Consider the following 17,372-nt stretch of genomic DNA (forward strand, 5'->3'; position numbering starts at 1 on the left):
GCTCGCAGGCAGCGCCAATGTCACTGATAACAGTGTCATCACTGGCCAAACTGCAGGCATCCGCATGGCGCAAGAGAGTCCGACAGTCAACGTGCCAGCACTGACGCTGGATAATTCCCACGTGGTAGGCGTAAATGGCCCGGCAATCGCGGTGGGAGGGGGCACCGAGGCCACCCTGCAAGTGAGCAATGGCTCGACGTTGACCGGTAACAATGGCGTCGCACTTGACCTGGAGCGTACCAGTAACCTTGCCGCTGTAGTGGAAGACTCTCGGCTGGTAGGCGGCGTCACGGTTGCTGAGCAAGCCCTCGGCGACCTGCTTTTCGACAATTCACAGATCGATGGCCATCTTCAGATTGCGGGGACGCTCGATGCGTCACTCGATCAGTCGACGCTCAACGGCAATCTGAATGTCAGAGAACTGGGCGATGCCTCCGCTAGGTTCACTGACACCGCGGCCATGAACGGCAACATTGATTCTGCCGGTGCTGCAGTGGTGAGTTTCGAACAGTCGAACATGACCGGTAACGCTGTGGTTACCGATACCGGTACGCTGAATTTGTCATTCAGCGAAGGCAGTATGACCGGCAATATCGAGTCTGCTGGCAATGCCACGGCCACCTTCAATCAATCGACCCTGACCGGCGATGCCGTTGCTGCTACCGGTGGTACGCTCAACCTGACCATGACCGATGGGCGCATGGATGGCAACATCGACTCCGCTGGTAGCGCAACGGTTGACCTCGCGCGAACTGCGTTGATGGGCAACGCCACAGTCGCCAACGGCGGCACGCTTGGCATGACTGTGAGCGGTGGCAGCATGACTGGCGATATCGAGTCTGCCGGCACGGCCTCGGCTACGTTCAATCAAGCGACGCTGAGCGGCAATGCCCTTGCCGCTACCGGTGGTACGCTCAATATGACCATGACTGATGGGCGCATGGACGGCAACATCGACTCCGCTGGCAGTGCAACGGTCGACCTCACGCGAACGGCCTTGACCGGTAATGCCACGGTCGTCAACGGCGGCACGCTTGGCTTGAGCTTGAACGGCGGCAGCATGGCTGGCGATATCGAGTCTGCCGGCACTGCCACAGCTACCTTCAATCAAGCGACGCTTACCGGCGATGCCGTGGCCGCTACCGGCGGTACGCTCAACCTGAACATGACTGATGGACGCATGAACGGCAACATCGAGTCTGCCGGTACTGTCACAGCGAACCTCAGCCAATCAGCACTGACCGGCAACGCGATCGTCACTGACACCGGCACCCTTGATCTGACCCTCAATGGCGGCAGCATGGCCGGCGATATTCAGTCGGCAGGCGCTGCTACGAGCACCTTCAGTCAAGCGACGTTGACCGGTAATGCCGTGGTCGCCGATGCAGGCAAGCTCAATCTGTCCTTCAACGGCGGCGCCATGCAGGGCAACATCGATTCGGCCGGCACCACTACTGCGTCCTTCAACCAGGCGGCGTTGACGGGCAATGCCACGGTTACCAACACCGGCTCGCTCAGCCTTGCACTGGACCAGGGCCAGATGACCGGTAACGTCACCGCCGCCTCCGACGCAATTGCTGACGTCAGCTTGGTCAATAACTCGACCTTGCTGGGTACGCTGAACAACGTGCGCAACGCTAACGTTGCCAGCGGCTCGAACTGGACCCTGAACGGAAACAGCAGCGTCGGTGACCTGGCCTTGAACGGCGGCCAAGTGACGTTCGGCGATACCTCAAGTTTCCATGAACTGACGGTGAACAACCTGTCCGGCAACGGCACGTTCGTCATGGGCAGTGATTTTATCAGCGGTGAAACCGATCAACTGATCGTTACCGGCAGCTCCAGCGGCAATCATGGCTTGCTGGTCGCCAGCAGCGGCAATGAGGCCACTGTGGAGTCGATGCGCCTGGTGCAAACGCAAGATGGCACAGCTCAGTTCCACCTGCTCAACGACCGCGACCGAGTGGATGTAGGCGCCTACTCCTATGAAATGACCAAGGATGAAAACAACGACTGGGTACTCAACCGCGAGACCCGCACCATCTCGCCGATGACCCGTTCGGTGATGGCCCTGTTCAATACCCCGATCACGGTGGCCTATGGTGAACTGAGCTCGCTGCGCAGCCGCATGGGTGAGCTGCGCTACAGCGAAGGCCGCGATGCCGGCTTGTGGATGCGCGCCTATGGCAACAAGTACAACGTCAGCGGCGCGTCATCGGGTGCTGGCTATCAGCAAAACCAACATGGCCTGAGCCTGGGCGCCGACATGCAGGTGGCCGAGACCGACTGGCTGGTGGGTGTGCTGGGTGGTACCAGCCGCTCGGACCTGAACCTCGACTATGGCACCTCCGGCCGGGTCGACAGCTACTACCTGGGCGGTTACGCCACCTGGCTGGACCGTGAGACCGGTTACTACGTCGATACCGTGGTCAAGTACAACCGCTACCAGAACAACGCCAAGGTCGGCCTGAGCGACTCGACCCGGACCAAGGGCGACTATGACACCCACGGCCTGAGTGGCTCGGTTGAGGCCGGTAAGCACATCAAGCTCAACGATGGCTACTTCATCGAGCCGTTCGCCCAGGTGGCCACAGCCGTGGTAGCTGGCAAGGACTACAGCTTCGACAACGGTCTGCGCGCCGAAGGTGATACTGCCAGGTCGCTGCTGGGCAAGGTCGGCACCACTGTCGGCAAGACCATCCCGCTCGATGGCGGCGGCATGCTCCAGCCTTACGTCAAGGCCGCTTTCGCCCACGAGTTCGTCAAGCGCAACGAAGTACAGGTGAACAATAACGTGTTCAACAATGACTTGTCCGGTTCTCGTGCTGAGCTGGGGGCGGGGGTGTCGCTGGCGCTGTCCAAGCAGTTGCGTGTGCATGCGGATGTGGAGTACAGCAATGGTAAGCACATCGAGCAGCCTTACGGGGTGAACCTGGGTGTGCGCTACGATTTCTGATGAGCGCGGTTAGAGAAAAGGAAGCTTCGGCTTCCTTTTTTATGGGGTGTCAATTCTTGGGATTAGCTTGGGCTGAAGCACTACCTAGCAGTTCTGCCAGTTTCGCACTGGTGGCGATTCGCGCAAAATTCATCGATTGCGGTATTGCCGCTAGCAACCCAGTCGTCTCCCCTGAGGATGTCATTCACAGTTTGCCCCAGATGCACCAGCGCCCGTTGCGTAAAACAAGCGAGTACGCCAATGCCAAGGATATGTCGCAGCAAGGCCGCGTCTTCCATTGAGGTCATACCCCTTGCCTTAGGCGTACCGGTCGGCTTTGTAGAGCCGCTTGTCCTGACCCGCGCTGATCTGGAACGGCCACAAGATCCGCAGCCGGTTATCAGGTTTGCTGTACCCCTGGCCAGCAGCGCCTTGCCAGGCGATATCCTGGTGATCCTGGTCGGAGCAAACGTACTTTATTCGGTGGTGTTCTGGCCAATTGACAACCTAGGTCGGCCCGGGCCCCGGCCGAATGACGTGGGTATACCCGCAGAACGACTGCTCAGCTTGGGCACCGGCCTATGGGATCTGCAGTATCAGTTGGTGCGTAGAGGTGCCTGGCGATCAACGCTCTCCAGGCCACGTAGGGTCGAGCTGCGCTTGGCTCCTGGGGGAGGCTTGCTCGCGCCCATAATTGCTGTGGCTAGGGTGGACCGGGTAATAGCCCGTAATGGGCTGGAGATCCGAGTACCGGATATTGCAGGTGCACAGGCAACTGATCGTATAGAGGTGCGCCTGCTCCGTCTCATCGATCCCGCATCTGCCGGCGACATGGGCAATGTGGTAACCCTCACGGTGCTCTACGCAGCCGATCCACGTAGCGTAACGGCGCAGTGGGAAGATCTGGCGGTACCCCTGCTTTTCGGCCAGTCCGCATACACGCTGCATGTTGAATACGTATGGTATCGAGACGGTACGCCACGTGGGACTTCACCGCGTGCGGTCGTGCCACTGGATCTTCGCACAGTGGGCCCAGTACCCGTTGATCGAGGACCGGTCAACCCCAGCCTTACCCCAGTTTCAGTTCGAGGTCGTATTTCGCCAACGGTTAATGAAATTACCGAGCGCGATGTGGCTGGCGGTGCAAATGCTGATATTACTTTCACCTTCTACCAAGGGCTGGCGGCCGGTCACTTCGTAAGGTTCTTCTACGACGGGGTGGAGTTGCTCGCGGCACAAGTGCGTACACTGGTTGGCACTGAAACCCCAGGCGGCACTGCTGTCGTGACGCTGCCCAATGCAATTTTGCTTGCGCAAGGTAATGGGCAGAAGCAGATTTTTTATGAAATCTATCCTGATGCCACTGCGACCCATGCAGGCAACTTTCAACGCTCACCCCCCACCACGATCAGGGTCAACATCGCTGCGTTCGTCAGGTACGTTGCTATTCTCAACAATCAACTACAAAACCAACGACCGGGTACTGCTGTGGCACGAACGGGTGTCCTTAACTGCATTACCAGGCCTTGGGATGGCATTAGGCTCGAAATCATCGAGCCCAGGCTGGCCGAGAACGACAGGGTTACCATCATTTTTCAGTACTCTGCCGGTAGCCTGGGTACAGCGTTGGTCGATCAGCAGTATTGTGCCCCTCATACAGTGACGACAAGCGAGGCCAGTGCGGGCCGGTTTTTCCATACTGTCGACTACAACCAGATCATGTTTTACAACAGGGCCCAGCAACCCACTCCTGCCGTGCCGTTGCCTAGCGGCAGCTTTGTCAGCAGCTTTATCGTCACCCAAGGAAATGGAGCGGTGATCCGCTCCGAGCCCTGCCTTGTAAGGTACAGCCGGGTGGTGCGAGAAGGCGTTATATGTTCCTGAGTATTGAGCTCGTTACTTTTGGCGGCTGGCACTCCAACGCTGAAACAACGGCTCCGCCAAAAACAGCACGAACAGCAAACGCATGACCTGCATCGCTGTCACCAGCGGCACCGACAGTTGCAAGGTCTCGGCCGTCAGGCTCATTTCGGCGATGCCGCCAGGCATCATGCCCAGCGTCAGTGAGCGCAAGTCCAGATGGGTAAGGCTGCTCAACGCCCAGGCGGCGCTGGCGGCAATCAGCATGCTCAATGCGGTGGCAACCAAAGTACGACCCAAAAACGAGGGGGCACGGCGAAAGAACGCCCGGTTGAAATGGCAGGCCAGGCCGCTGCCGATCAACCACTGGCCAATCTGGCTGGCGCCATTGGGCAGGGCGATTTGCAGGTTGCCGGCAAGGCTCACGCAGGCCGCCACCAACAATGGCCCGAACAACCAGGGGTTGGGCTGGCGCAGGCGCTGCCAACCCAGCGCCACCAGCACGGCCAGCGGTGCGATCAACGCCAGCCAGCCCCAGCTAACACTGCTGGCGTGATTCAGCGGCACGCCATCGCCCACTAGAAATTTGAACAGCGCCGGCACGCACAACACCACCGCCAGCACCCGCAGGCTTTGCGCCGCAGCTACTTGGCTGAGTACCGCGCCATTGCGCGCGCCGAGGTTGACCATCTCGCCCGAACCGCCTGGCATGCTGGCGAAAAACGCCGTTGCGCGGTCCTCGCCAGTGCGCCGCAGCAGCCACACGCCGATCACGCTCGACACTGTAGTGAACAGCGCGCCAAACACGATCAACGTGAAATGCCCGGCCACCTGCTCGATCACCGCCGGGGTGAAGTGCAGGCCAATGCCGACGCCAATGATCCATTGGCCGCATTTGCGCCCGTTGGGGATCTCCGTCAGCTGCCAGGGCGTCAGGCAGCGCACCAGGATGATCGCCAGTAACGAGCCGACCATCCATGGCAAAGGCCAGCCGACCAGGCTGGCGAGATACCCGCCCGCCAGCCCGACCAGCCCGGTGGCCCAGAACAGCGGCAACGACCGATCAGGCATCCGCCACGGCCCGACGTTGCAGGCTGCGGCGGCGCCAGATGCGCAGCAGCGGCAGGCTCAGCATGCAAATGGTCAGCACCCACACGCCCATGCTGATCGGGCTCGACCAGAGAATACCCAGCTCACCGTTGGAGATCGACAGGGCGCGACGCAGGTTCTGCTCCATCAAACCACCGAGAATGAAGCCGAGCAGGATCGGCGACAGCGGGAAATCCAGCTTGCGCAGGATATAGCCCATGATGCCGATGCCGACCATCAGGAACAGGTCGAAGGTAGTGGCATGCACGGCGTATACGCCGATCGCGGTGATGATGGCGATCACTGGCACCAGCGCCCAGTTCGGCACGGCAAGGATGCGGGTGAAGATGCGGATCATCGGGATGTTGAGGATCACCAGCATGATGTTGGCGATGAACAACGACGCGATCAGGCCCCAGACGATGTCCGGCTGCTGTTCGAACAGCATCGGGCCTGGGGTGATGTTGTACAGGGTCAGCGCGCCGATCATCACCGCTGTGGTGCCCGAGCCGGGCACCCCGAGGGTCAGCATGGGTACCAGGGCGCCGCAGCAGGAGGCGCCGATGGCGGTTTCCGGGGCCGCCAGGCCTCGGGCATCGCCCTTGCCGAAATTACCCTTGGCGCCAGCGATCTTTTTCTCGGTCATGTAGGCAACCGCGCTGGCCAGGGTCGCGCCGGCACCCGGCAACACACCCATGATGAAGCCAAGCAGGCCGCAGCGGATGTTGACCACGAACACCGAAGCCGCTTCCTTGAAGTTGAACAGCATGCGCCCGGTGGCCTTGACCGCTTGGTGGCCATGGTGGGTTTTTTCCAGCAGCAGAAGGATTTCGCTGATGGAGAACAAGCCAAGCACCAAGACCACGAACTGAATGCCGTCGGCCAGGTGCACGCTGTCACCGGTGAAGCGGTACACGCCGCTGTTGGCGTCGATGCCGACCGCCGACAGGAACAGGCCGATCAGTGCGGCGATAAAGGTCTTCAGCGGTTTGTCGCCGGCCATGCCGCCGAGGGCGACGATGGCAAATACCATCAACACGAAGTATTCGGCCGGGCCGAAAGCGATCGCCCATTTCGCCAGCAGCGGCGCGAACAGGACCATGCCACAGGTGGCGATGAAAGCGCCGATGAACGAACTCCAGGCCGACAGCGACAAGGCCACCCCAGCCAGGCCTTGGCGGGCCATCGGGTAGCCGTCGAGGGTGGTCATCACGGTTGAGGCTTCACCGGGGATGTTCAGCAGGATCGAGCTGATGCGTCCGCCGTATTCGCAGCCCAGGTACACCGCCGCCAGCAGGATCAGCGCCGACTCCGGTGGCAGGCCGAGGGCAAAGGCAATCGGGATCAGCAACGCCACGCCATTGATTGGCCCCAGGCCCGGCAGCAGGCCGACCACGGTGCCGATCAGGGTGCCGGTCAGGGCGGTAACCAGGTTGTACGGGCTCAGGGCGACGCCGAAGCCCTGGCCGAGGTAGCTCAAGGTATCCATGTGTCAGTTCTCCAGAACGTCAAGCAGGCCAAGGGGCAGGGGCACGTCCATCACGCGGTCGAACAGCCAGTAGAGGAACAGGCTCATGCCCACCACGACGATCGCGCTGTGCAGCCAGCGGCCGCCGTACAGGCGGGCCATCGGCACGCCGACCAGGATTGCGCTGAGCACGAAGCCCAGGGCCTCGAAGGTGCTGGCGAAGACGATCAGCAGGCCCACGCAGGCGGTGATCTTGAGCAGGGTTTCGCGGTCCAGTGGGGGCTCGTCGTCCTTGTGCACGATGGGCGTGGGGCGAAAGGCCAGGTACAGCAGGCCCAGGCTCATCAGGCCGAGCATCAGCAAGGGATAGGCGCGTGGGCCTACCGGTTCATAGGAAAACGCGGCCTGGTAAGGCCAGGCCATCACTGCCAGAGCGGCGCAGAGCGCCAGCAGAATCAGGGCGAACAGGCGTTGCAGGATCATCAAGGAATCCTCGATACGGGTATTGGGGCACGGTGCCGGGCTTTAGGGCGGGTTGCTGCTGAGGTTCTGGAGCCGCTGTGCGGCTCTTCGCGGGCAAGCCCGCTCCCACAGGGACCGCGTCGGTCTGAAGAACTGTGGGAGCGAGCTTGCCCGCGAAGGGCTGCATAGCAGCCCGAAAGCGGCTAATACCGGTCTTAAGCAAAGGCACCCAGCAGGTTCATTTACTGGATCAACCCAAATTCCCGGGCCAGTGCTTTGTAGTCAGCAACCTGCTTCTTCACATAGCCATCGAGCTCTTCACCGGTCATGGCGAACGGGAACAGTTCACGCTGGTCACGCAGCTTGGCGAACTCTTCGGACTTGAGCAGCGTGTCGAACGAGGCTTTCCACCAGGCGTAGTCTTCATCGCTGACCTTTGGCCCCAGGTAGAAGCCGCGTACTACCGGCCAGACAATGTCGTAGCCCTGTTCCTTGGCGGTGGGGATGTTCTTCATTTCGGGCTCGTCCAGGCGGTTCTCGGAGAACACCGCAAGGATGCGCATGTTGCCGCTCTGGATGTGCGGCATCGAGTCGGAAATGTCGGTGGAGCCGACCTGAATGTGCCCGCCGAGTAGTGCGGTGGCGATTTCGCCGCCGCCTTCCAGGGCTACGTAGCGCAGGTCGCGCGGGTTGATCCCGGCGGCCTTGGCGATCAGCGCGGTTTGCATCCAGTCCTGGCTGCCGACGGTGCCGCCGGAGCCGATCACCACTTTGCTCGGATCTTTCTTCAACGCCGCGACCAAATCGTCGAGGTTCTTGTAGGGCGAATCGTTTTTCACCGCGATGGCGCCATAGCTGGTGCCCACCGCCGCCAGCCATTTCACCGCGTTCTCGTCGAAGCGGCCAAACTTGCCTTGGGCCAGGTTGAGCAACGAGCCACTGGACCAGGCCACCAGGGTGCCGGCATCGCCCGGGCGCTGGGCGACTACGGCGTTGTAGGCCACCGCACCGACACCGCCAGGCATGTAGGTGACGCGCATGGGTTTACTGAGGATCTTCTCGTTGACCAAGGCGCTTTGCACCAGCTTGCAGGTCAGGTCGAAGCCGCCGCCAGGGGAGGCCGGGGCGATACATTCGGGGCGTTTCGGTTCAGCGGCCAGGGCGTTGCCAGCGAGTAGCAGGCAGCCAGTGGCGAGGACGAGGCGGCGCAGTGAAAAGGTCATCGTCTATCTCCGTGAGCATTGTTGTTATTGGGTTACCACAGCGCCACGCTGTAGCTCACCAGCAGCCGCACTTCGTCGGCGTCGCGGGCAAAGTTGGAGCGGAAGGTGGCGTTTCGCAGGCGCACGGCGACGTTTTTCAACGGGCCGCTTTGTACCACGTACTTGAACTCGGTGTTGCGTTCCCACTCCTTGCCCTCGCTGCCATCGGCGCGGCTGACGTTGTCGCCGCTGATGTAACGGGTCATGAAGGTCAGGCCGGGAATGCCTAAGGAGGCGAAGTTGTAGTCGTAGCGCAGTTGCCAGGAGTGCTCGTCAGCCCCGGCGAAGTCGTTGATCTGGACGAAGTTGACCAGGTACGGGTCGGCGCCATCGACATAGGGGAAGGCGCTGTCGCCGGACAGGTGCTGGTAGGCGCCACTGACCTTGTGCCCGCCCAGGGCGTAGCTGAGCATGCCGTTGGCAGTGGTGTTGTCGATCTTGCCGGCGCGGGCCTGGCCTTGGTCGTCGCTGATCGCCAGGCGCAGGTCGGCGCCGAAGGTGCCTGGGCCCCAAGGCTGGGTGGCGACCATGCCGACGAAGTGCTGGCGATAGATATCGTCGAGTTGGGCGACGTGGTAGCTGCCGGTGATGCGCTCGCTGAACTTGTAGTCAAGGCCGGCCAGGTCGTAGTTGTCGGCGGCGAAGGTGCCACCGAAACGGCCGTTCTTGTTGTTGAGGGCGATGTCTTCCCAGTTGGTGTCGTTGCGGTCCTTGGCTTTTTCCAGACGTCCACCGGTGATGGTCAGGTTGCTGATTTCGTTGGAAGTCAGCAGGCCGCCCTGGAAGGTTTGCGGCAGGATGCGGCCATCGTTGGGCTGCAGGGTCGGCAGTTCCGGGATCAGCGAGCCGACCTTCAGCTCGGTCTTCGACACCTTGACCTTGCCGGTCAGGCCCAGCTTGGAATACTCATCGGCAGCCTTGCCGTCATCATGGGTCGGCAGCAGGCCGGTGTCGGTGCGGTCTTTACTGGAGTCGAGCTTGATGCCGACCATGCCCAGCGCGTCCAGGCCAAAGCCGACGGTACCTTCGGTGTAGCCGGACTCGAAGTTGAGCATGAAGCCCTGGGCCCACTCGTCGCGCTTGGACTGCTGGCTGCTGGTGCCGTCACGGAAGTCGCGATTGAAGTACATGTTGCGGGTTTCGAAGGTGGCGCTGCTGTCTTCGAAGAATGCGGCCTGGCTGACAGGTGCGACACCGGCAAGCGCAAAGGCGCTGGCGAGGGCAGACGGACGGGTGCGAAGGGAACGGGTGGGCGCGAACGCCTGCGGCTGTGCTTGCAGCATCGAGGATAACTCCGTTTATTGTTCTTATCGGTTTGCACCTTGCTGGTGCTTATAGTCGGCGCATGGAGCGACCGTGGTGCGATGCTAGGTAACCAACCTTTCGCTAACCTTTCAGGGTGAAAGGAAACGCTCGGGGGCTTCACAGTCTCGATGACGGCGGTACACTCCGCGCCACCCGACCTAACCAAGCAGGGAGAAAACCGATGCGAGTGCTGCTGGTCGAAGACCACCTGCAACTGGCCGAAAGCGTGGCCCAGGCGCTCAAGAGCCATGGGCTGACCGTGGACGTGCTGCACGACGGCATCGCCGCCGACCTGGCCTTGGCCAGCGAGGAGTACGCGGTGGCTGTGCTCGACGTCGGCTTGCCGCGCATGGACGGCTTCGAGGTGCTGGCCCGCTTGCGTGCGCGCGGCAAAACCCTGCCGGTGCTGATGCTCACCGCGCGCAGTGACGTCAAGGATCGGGTCCATGGGCTGAACCTGGGCGCTGACGACTACCTGGCCAAGCCGTTCGAGCTCACCGAGCTTGAGGCGCGGGTCAAGGCGCTACTGCGCCGCAGTGTGTTGGGCGGCGAGCGCCAACAACGTTGCGGCCCGCTGGTGTACGACCTGGATACCCGCCGCTTCAGCTTGGGTGAAGAGCACCTGGCGCTGACGTCGCGTGAGCAGGGTGTGCTCGAAGCGCTGATCGCCCGGCCGGGCCGGGTGATGAGCAAAGAACAGGTGGCCGCCCAAGTGTTCGGTCTGGATGAGGACGCCAGCCCCGACGCCATCGAAATCTACATCCACCGCCTGCGCAAGAAGCTCGATGGCCATCCGGTGGCGATCGTGACCTTCCGTGGCCTTGGCTATCTGCTCGAGCACCGCGATGCGTGACAGCACCAGCCTGCGCGGGCGCCTGCTGGCCAACCTGGCGTTGCTGCTGGTGGTACTGATGCTGGCCAGCGGCCTGAGCGCCTACTGGAACGGTCGTGAAGCCGCCGACACCGCCTATGACCGAACCTTGCTGGCTTCGGCGCGCACTATCGCTGCGGGCCTGTCGCAGCGTGACGGCACCTTGAGCGCCGATGTGCCTTACGTGGCTCTGGACACCTTTGCCTATGACAGCGCCGGACGCATCTACTACCAAGTGTTGGATATTCACCAGCGGCTGATCTCCGGCTACGAGAACCTGCCGCCACCGCCCCCCGGCACCCCACGCACGGACGACTATCCAGCCCTGGCGCGCTTCTACAACGCCACCTACCTCGGCCAGGACGTGCGCGTGGTCAGCCTGCTCAAGCCGGTCAGCGAGCCGAACATGAATGGCATGGCCGAGATTCGGGTGGCCGAGACCGAAGAGGCGCGGGTGAGTATGGCGCGCGGGTTGATGGCCGACACCCTGCTGCGCTTGGGGATGCTGGCGTTGGGCGCATTGGTGATGGTCTGGTTTGCCATCAGCGCCGCGCTGCGCCCGCTGGAGCGCTTGCGCACGGCGGTGGAAGAGCGTCAGCCTGATGACCTGCGGGCGTTGCCGGTGGTTCAGGTGCAGCGCGAGCTAGGTCCGTTGGTGCGAGCGCTCAATCACTTTACCGAGCGTCTGCGCGGCCAGTTCGAGCGTCAGGCACAATTTATCGCCGATGCCGCCCATGAGTTGCGCACGCCGTTGGCGGCGCTCAAGGCGCGGGTCGAATTGGGGCTGCGTTCGCACGAGCCGCAGGAATGGCGCCAGACCCTGGAGTCTGCCGCACAAGGCACTGACCGGCTGACCCACTTGGCCAACCAGCTGTTATCCCTGGCGCGGGTGGAGAATGGCGCGCGGGCGATTGCCGAGGGCGGTGCCCAGCGCTTGGACCTGAGTCAGTTGGCGCGCGACTTGGGTATGGCCATGGCGCCGCTGGCCCATGCACGGGGTGTGTCGCTAGCGCTGGAGGCCGAGTCGCCTGTGTGGCTCAAGGGGGAGCCAACCCTGCTCAACGAACTGTTGAGCAATCTGGTCGACAACGCCCTGGCTCATACACCTGCAGGTGGCAACGTGATCCTGCGGGTGCTGGCGCCGGCGGTTCTGGAAGTCGAGGACGATGGCCCGGGGATACCCGAGGACGAGCGCGAGCGAGTGTTCGAGCGCTTCTATCGGCGCAGCGCGCAGGGCAGTGGCCTGGGCTTGGCGATCGTTGGCGAGATCTGTCGTGCACATTTGGCCCAGATCAGTTTGCACGATGGCGAGAATGGCGGCTTGAAGGTGCGGGTGAGCTTCATTGCCGACTAGATGCGACACGGTCTCGTGGGAGCGGGCTTGCCCCGCGATAGCCATAATGGGCCTCCACATGGCCTTGCCGAGCACTATCGCGGGGCAAGCCCGCTCCCACGAGCCAATTCTGCGGCGTTAGCGCAACATACTCCGCGCCTCAAGCAGATCCGCCACATCCAACTCAGTCCCATAAGGCAGCCCCAGGTGCCGATAAGCGGGCAGGGCGGCCAGGGGGCGGCTGCGGCCGCGTTGGCTCAGGCAGCGGGCGATCTGCACGATGTCGATGTAGTCGACCTTGTCCGTGCGCCGGTCCAGGTCCTGAACTTCGCTCGGCAGCTTGACCAGCTGCTCGGGAAACTCCCAGGCGCTGAGAATCTTGTCGCCCAAGACTGGTTGAATCTGCTCGATCACGTAATGCAGGCAGACCGGATCAGACAACAGCTCATTGTGCTCTTCGGCGTAGATCAACACCGGCAATGCGCCGATCTGATGCACTAAGCCGCCAAGGGTGGCCTGGTCAGGCTTGAGCTGGGTGTAGCGCCGACTCAGCTCATAGCTGATGCCTGCCACTTCCAGGCTATTGGCCCAGATATCACGCAGCTTCTGTTCCACCGCCGGTGAGCGGGCATGGAAGATCTGCTCGATCACCAGGCCAATGGCCAGGTTGCAGCTGTAGTTGATGCCCAGGCGAGTAATCGCGGTGTGCAGGTCGGTGACCTCGACGGCGGCGCGCAACAGGGGGCTGTTGACCACCTTGATCAGGCGCGCCGACAGCGCGGCGTCGCGGCCGATCACCTTGCTCAACGCGGCCACGCTGATTTCGCTGTCCTCGGCGGCCTCGCGGATGCTCAGGGCGACTTCCGGCAGGGTCGGCAAGACCAGGTCATCGTTGTCGATGGCTGCGAGCAACTGCGCTTGAACCATCTCGGCCAGCTTGTTCATGGATTTCTCTACCGCAATGGGGCGGCCCCGCGGGTAGGCGGGGCGGGCTGGTCAGCGTTGGATTTCCCGGTCGCGGTCCAGTTCGTAAGGCAGGCTCAGCAGGCTCAGACGCGGGCCTTCTGGGCTGCCCAGGTGCAGGTTGTCGTCCTCGACCGAGTCGGCGGTCAGCACGGCCAGCAGTTCGCAGCCCGCGTGGGCATGCGCGGCGATCACCACTTCGCCGACCGAGGAGCTGTGAGTGGGCGAAAACACTTCGGTGCCGGGCGCTGGGATCTCGTCCTGGGCCAGGGCCAGGCGATACTGGCGGCGCTTGAGCTTGCCCAGGTACTGCATGCGGGCGACGATTTCCTGGCCGGTGTAGCAGCCTTTCTTGAAGCTCACGCCGCCGACAGCCTGCAGGTTGATCATCTGCGGGATGAACAGCTCGCGGGTCTGCTCCATGACCTGGCCGATACCGGCGCGGATCTGGCCCAGCAGCCAATCGTTGAGAGTGCCTTCGGGCAAGCTGGCGGCGAGTCGTTCGCCCACGGCGGCGGCTTGTTCGGCAGGTGCCCAGAGCTCCACGCGTCCAGGCGAGACAGCAATAGCGATCAAGCCCTCATGACGAACGGTAGCGCCAGCATCGCCAGGCACTGCCAGCCCCAAGGCTTGCAGGGCCGCGTCGCCATGTTCAAGACCAAAGCGAACCCAGGCCGCGCTTTCGTCGTTCAGGCTGGCCTTGGAGAACACCGCGTACTTTTTCAAGTCAGCAAGCTGCGCCTCGAGCAGGCCGCTGGCCATCGCCAGCAAAAAGCCGTTGCCCTCGGGCAGGATGCGGAAGCTCGATTGCATGCGGCCTTTGACCATGCACCGAGCGCCAAGGCTCGATTGCTCCTGGCTCAGGTAGTTGAGGTTGCAGGTCAATTGGCCTTGCAGGAATTTGCCCGCGTCGGAGCCGCGGACGGCGAGAATGCCCTCGTGGGACAGGGGGCAGAAGAAAGCAGAGTCGGCCATGGGTCATCGCGGTTACTAAAGACTGGCGGCCATCATAGAACGCCGGTAACAAAATAGGTAGGTGACTAGACCAACGCCTTGTGCCGCTGGCTTCGCCGCGCTGTATACTGGCCGACCATTCGAGGAGGGCCCCATGGTCGAACAAACTGAACTCAACCGGCTTTTCTGGCACAGCCGCCGCGGCATGCTGGAACTGGACGTGCTGCTGGTGCCATTCACCCAGGAGGTCTATCCCACGCTGAGCGAAGTGGACCGCGAGCTCTATGTTCGCCTGCTCTCCTGCGAAGATCAGGACATGTTCGGCTGGTTCATGGAGCGCACCGAATCGGAAGATCCAGAGCTGCAGCGCATGGTTCGCATCATCCTGGACCGTGTCCAGCCCAAGTGAACACTTCGAATGCCGTTGGCAGGGCTCGCGCCTGTTGCTGACGGCGTTTCTGGCCTGCCAGGCGCTGGCGCTCATGGCCCTCTGGCTCAGTGCGCTGCCCTGGTGGCTGGCAATCGTGGTTTTGTTGATCGGCATGGCCCACGCCAGTTGGGCCATTCCCCGCCGAATTCTTCTGACGCACCCCGAGGCTATCACCGGTCTACGCCGCGATCCGCAGGGTTGGCGGCTGTTCAGCCGTGCTCATGGCTGGCAACCGGTGCGGTTATTGCCCGACAGTATTGCCCTGCCGCGTCTGGTGGTGTTGCGTTTCGTGCGCGAAGGACGGCGTATCGGTGAAAGTCAGTGCATCCCCAAAGACGCGCTGGGGGCGGATCAGCATCGGCGCTTGCGTCTGCGGCTGAAGTTCAGCCGCAGACGGTGGGCGCCGATAGCCAGCAGATAACGTTGCGTGTCTTTCTTCAGCGTGGGTCCAGAACAGTGTCACGCGCCTCGGGCAGCATTCCTGGATAGTCCAGGGTGTAGTGCAATCCCCGGCTTTCCTTGCGCTGCATGGCCGAACGAATCATCAGCTCCGCGACTTGTGCCAGGTTACGCAACTCGATCAAATCGCGACTGACCTTGTAGTTGCTGTAGAACTCATCGATCTCATCGAGCAGCAACCGCACCCGGTGCTCCGCCCGCTGCAGGCGCTTGTTGGTGCGCACGATCCCCACATAGTCCCACATGAACCGGCGCAGCTCGTCCCAGTTGTGGGCAATGATCACATCCTCGTCCGAGTCGGTGACCTGGCTGGCATCCCAGCAGGGCAGGGCAGTTGGCATGCTGATCTGCTCAAGATGCGCCTCGATGTCGGCCGCAGCCGAGCGGCCATAGACAAAGCACTCCAACAGCGAGTTGCTGGCCATGCGGTTGGCGCCGTGCAGGCCGGTAAAGCTGGTCTCGCCAATGGCGTACAGGCCCGGCACATCGGTATGACCACGGTCATCGACCATGACCCCGCCGCAGGTGTAGTGGGCGGCCGGCACCACTGGGATGGGCTGGCGGGTAATGTCGATGCCGAAGGTCAGGCAGCGCTCATAGACTGTGGGGAAGTGGCTCTTGATGAAATCAGCCGGCTTGTGGGTGATGTCCAGATAGACGCAATCCACGCCCAGGCGCTTCATCTCGTGGTCGATCGCGCGGGCGACGATATCGCGTGGGGCCAGCTCTTCACGCGGGTCGAAGCGCGGCATGAAGCGTTCGCCATTGGGCAGTCGCAGCAGGGCGCCTTCGCCGCGCAGGGCCTCGGTTACCAGGAAGCTCTTGGCTTGCGGATGATACAGGCAGGTCGGATGAAACTGGTTGAATTCAAGGTTGGCCACCCGACAGCCGGCGCGCCAGGCCATGGCGATGCCATCGCCACAAGCACCGTCGGGATTGCTGGTATACAGATAGACCTTGGCCGCGCCGCCCGTGGCCAGCACCGTGAAGCGTGCGCCAAAGGTGTCGACCTCGCCGGTATTGCGGTCAAGCACGTAGGCGCCCAGGCAGCGTTGGCCATCCAGGCCCAGGCGTCGTTCGGTGATCAGGTCGACCGCCACCCGCTGTTCCAGCAAGGCAATGTTCGGGCGCTTGCGGGCTTGTTCCAGCAGGGTGGTGAAGATCGCCGCGCCAGTGGCGTCGGCGGCATGGATGATGCGTCGGTGGCTATGACCGCCTTCGCGGGTCAGGTGAAACTCGAAACCGCCGTCGTCGACGCTGGCATGCTCGTCGCGGGTAAAAGGCACGCCTTGCTCGATCAGCCACTCGATGGCCTCGCGGCTATGCTCGACGGTGAAGCGCACGGCGTCTTCGTTGCACAGGCCGCCGCCGGCATTGAGCGTGTCCTCGACATGCGATTGCACGGTATCGGTGTCGTCCAGCACCGCCGCGACGCCGCCCTGCGCCCAGAACGTCGAGCCATTGGCCAGGTCGCCCTTGCTCAAAATGGCAATACGCAGGTGGCTGGGGAGGTTGAGGGCCAGGCTCAGGCCAGCTGCACCACTGCCGATCACCAGGACATCATGTTGGAATTGTTGGCTCATGTCGGGACACTAGTAATCTGGGGTAGGGGAACGGCACAATAGTCATGCGCAGATGGCATTGTGAAACTATCGTGAAACATAGCCGGGATGCCTTTATAGCAGCCCCAGGCGCCTGATTTCCAATGGCGCTTGCGTAGCGATGGTGATCTTCGTGGGAACTTTCCGACATGCCGGGAAATCCTATGAAGGCTGCCCATACGCCACAAATGCCAAGGCGACGCAGGGCGGTAGCTCGATCCGGGCTGACACCTGCGTATTCGAGACCCGATTATCGACGCAGCCGGCCGTGACCGCGCTGTGTGTTTTTCGTGCGAGCCGACCAGAGGCCGCAGGAAACTTGCTTGGAGGGGAGAACTTTTGCGCAAAGCCCGAGTCTATGGTTGCAAGCCTGAACGATG

At 62.1% G+C, this 17,372-nt stretch carries 15 protein-coding genes; 7 read left to right on the forward strand and 8 right to left on the reverse strand.

Annotated features, from left to right (window positions below):
- Positions 1-64: 64 nt before the first annotated feature.
- The 3 genes from OIU19_RS18735 to OIU19_RS18745 all read left to right on the forward strand — a co-directional run bounded on the left by OIU19_RS18735 (position 65) and on the right by OIU19_RS18745 (position 4,819).
- Positions 65-2,956, forward strand: coding sequence for an autotransporter outer membrane beta-barrel domain-containing protein (locus tag OIU19_RS18735; protein WP_264236274.1), 2,892 nt, complete (start codon positions 65-67; stop codon positions 2,954-2,956).
- Positions 2,956-3,237, forward strand: coding sequence for a hypothetical protein (locus tag OIU19_RS18740; RefSeq protein WP_264236276.1), 282 nt, complete (start codon positions 2,956-2,958; stop codon positions 3,235-3,237). The genes OIU19_RS18735 and OIU19_RS18740 overlap by 1 nt, the downstream gene beginning before the upstream one ends.
- Before the next feature lie 376 nt (positions 3,238-3,613).
- Positions 3,614-4,819, forward strand: coding sequence for a hypothetical protein (locus tag OIU19_RS18745; protein WP_264236277.1), 1,206 nt, complete (start codon positions 3,614-3,616; stop codon positions 4,817-4,819).
- A 12-nt stretch (positions 4,820-4,831) separates the two neighbouring features.
- On the opposite strand, the gene OIU19_RS18750 is transcribed toward OIU19_RS18745, so the two are convergent.
- The 5 genes from OIU19_RS18750 to OIU19_RS18770 all read right to left on the reverse strand — a co-directional run bounded on the left by OIU19_RS18750 (position 4,832) and on the right by OIU19_RS18770 (position 10,359).
- Positions 4,832-5,866 carry an AbrB family transcriptional regulator gene (locus tag OIU19_RS18750; protein ID WP_264236278.1) on the reverse strand — a complete coding sequence of 345 codons (1,035 nt, stop codon included), beginning with the start codon at positions 5,864-5,866 and terminating at the stop codon, positions 4,832-4,834.
- On the reverse strand, positions 5,859-7,373 hold the full coding sequence (locus OIU19_RS18755; protein WP_186556150.1) for a tripartite tricarboxylate transporter permease: 1,515 nt from the start codon (positions 7,371-7,373) through the stop codon (positions 5,859-5,861). The genes OIU19_RS18750 and OIU19_RS18755 overlap by 8 nt, the downstream gene beginning before the upstream one ends.
- A gap of 3 nt (positions 7,374-7,376) precedes the next feature.
- A complete protein-coding gene (locus OIU19_RS18760; RefSeq protein WP_264236279.1) occupies positions 7,377-7,835 on the reverse strand; it encodes a tripartite tricarboxylate transporter TctB family protein in 459 nt (152 codons plus the stop codon).
- A gap of 221 nt (positions 7,836-8,056) precedes the next feature.
- On the reverse strand, positions 8,057-9,037 hold the full coding sequence (locus OIU19_RS18765) for a tripartite tricarboxylate transporter substrate binding protein (protein WP_264236280.1): 981 nt from the start codon (positions 9,035-9,037) through the stop codon (positions 8,057-8,059).
- Positions 9,038-9,069: 32 nt separating this feature from the next.
- A complete protein-coding gene (locus tag OIU19_RS18770) occupies positions 9,070-10,359 on the reverse strand; it encodes an OprD family porin (RefSeq protein ID WP_264236281.1) in 1,290 nt (429 codons plus the stop codon).
- A gap of 203 nt (positions 10,360-10,562) precedes the next feature.
- On the opposite strand from OIU19_RS18770, the gene OIU19_RS18775 reads away from it, so the two are divergent.
- Complete coding sequence (locus tag OIU19_RS18775) at positions 10,563-11,234, forward strand: response regulator (RefSeq protein WP_186556154.1); 672 nt, start codon at positions 10,563-10,565, stop codon at positions 11,232-11,234.
- The gene (locus tag OIU19_RS18780) at positions 11,227-12,606 is read left to right on the forward strand and encodes a sensor histidine kinase (RefSeq protein ID WP_264236282.1); all 1,380 of its coding nucleotides are present in this window, start codon (positions 11,227-11,229) and stop codon (positions 12,604-12,606) included. Before OIU19_RS18775 ends, OIU19_RS18780 begins: the two co-directional genes overlap by 8 nt.
- Before the next feature lie 117 nt (positions 12,607-12,723).
- Here the strand turns inward: OIU19_RS18780 and OIU19_RS18785 are convergent, their stop codons facing one another.
- Entirely contained in the window at positions 12,724-13,530 is an 807-nt protein-coding gene (locus OIU19_RS18785) for an HDOD domain-containing protein (RefSeq protein WP_264236283.1), read from the reverse strand.
- Positions 13,531-13,581: 51 nt separating this feature from the next.
- On the reverse strand, positions 13,582-14,523 hold the full coding sequence (locus OIU19_RS18790) for a folate-binding protein YgfZ (protein ID WP_264236284.1): 942 nt from the start codon (positions 14,521-14,523) through the stop codon (positions 13,582-13,584).
- 133 nt (positions 14,524-14,656) lie between these two features.
- Between OIU19_RS18790 and OIU19_RS18795 the strand changes: the two genes are divergently transcribed.
- Positions 14,657-14,911: a succinate dehydrogenase assembly factor 2 gene (locus OIU19_RS18795; RefSeq protein ID WP_186556158.1), complete on the forward strand. Its 255-nt coding sequence runs from the start codon at positions 14,657-14,659 to the stop codon at positions 14,909-14,911.
- Positions 14,895-15,353 (forward strand): protein YgfX, encoded by a 459-nt coding sequence (locus OIU19_RS18800; RefSeq protein WP_264236285.1) that lies wholly within the window; start codon positions 14,895-14,897, stop codon positions 15,351-15,353. Before OIU19_RS18795 ends, OIU19_RS18800 begins: the two co-directional genes overlap by 17 nt.
- 16 nt (positions 15,354-15,369) lie before the next feature.
- On the opposite strand, the gene nadB is transcribed toward OIU19_RS18800, so the two are convergent.
- Complete coding sequence (gene nadB / locus OIU19_RS18805; protein ID WP_264236287.1) at positions 15,370-16,974, reverse strand: L-aspartate oxidase; 1,605 nt, start codon at positions 16,972-16,974, stop codon at positions 15,370-15,372.
- Positions 16,975-17,372: the final 398 nt, after the last annotated feature.

Source organism: Pseudomonas sp. BT-42-2 (genome assembly GCF_025847435.2).
Taxonomy (GTDB): Bacteria; Pseudomonadota; Gammaproteobacteria; order Pseudomonadales; family Pseudomonadaceae; genus Aquipseudomonas; species Aquipseudomonas urmiensis.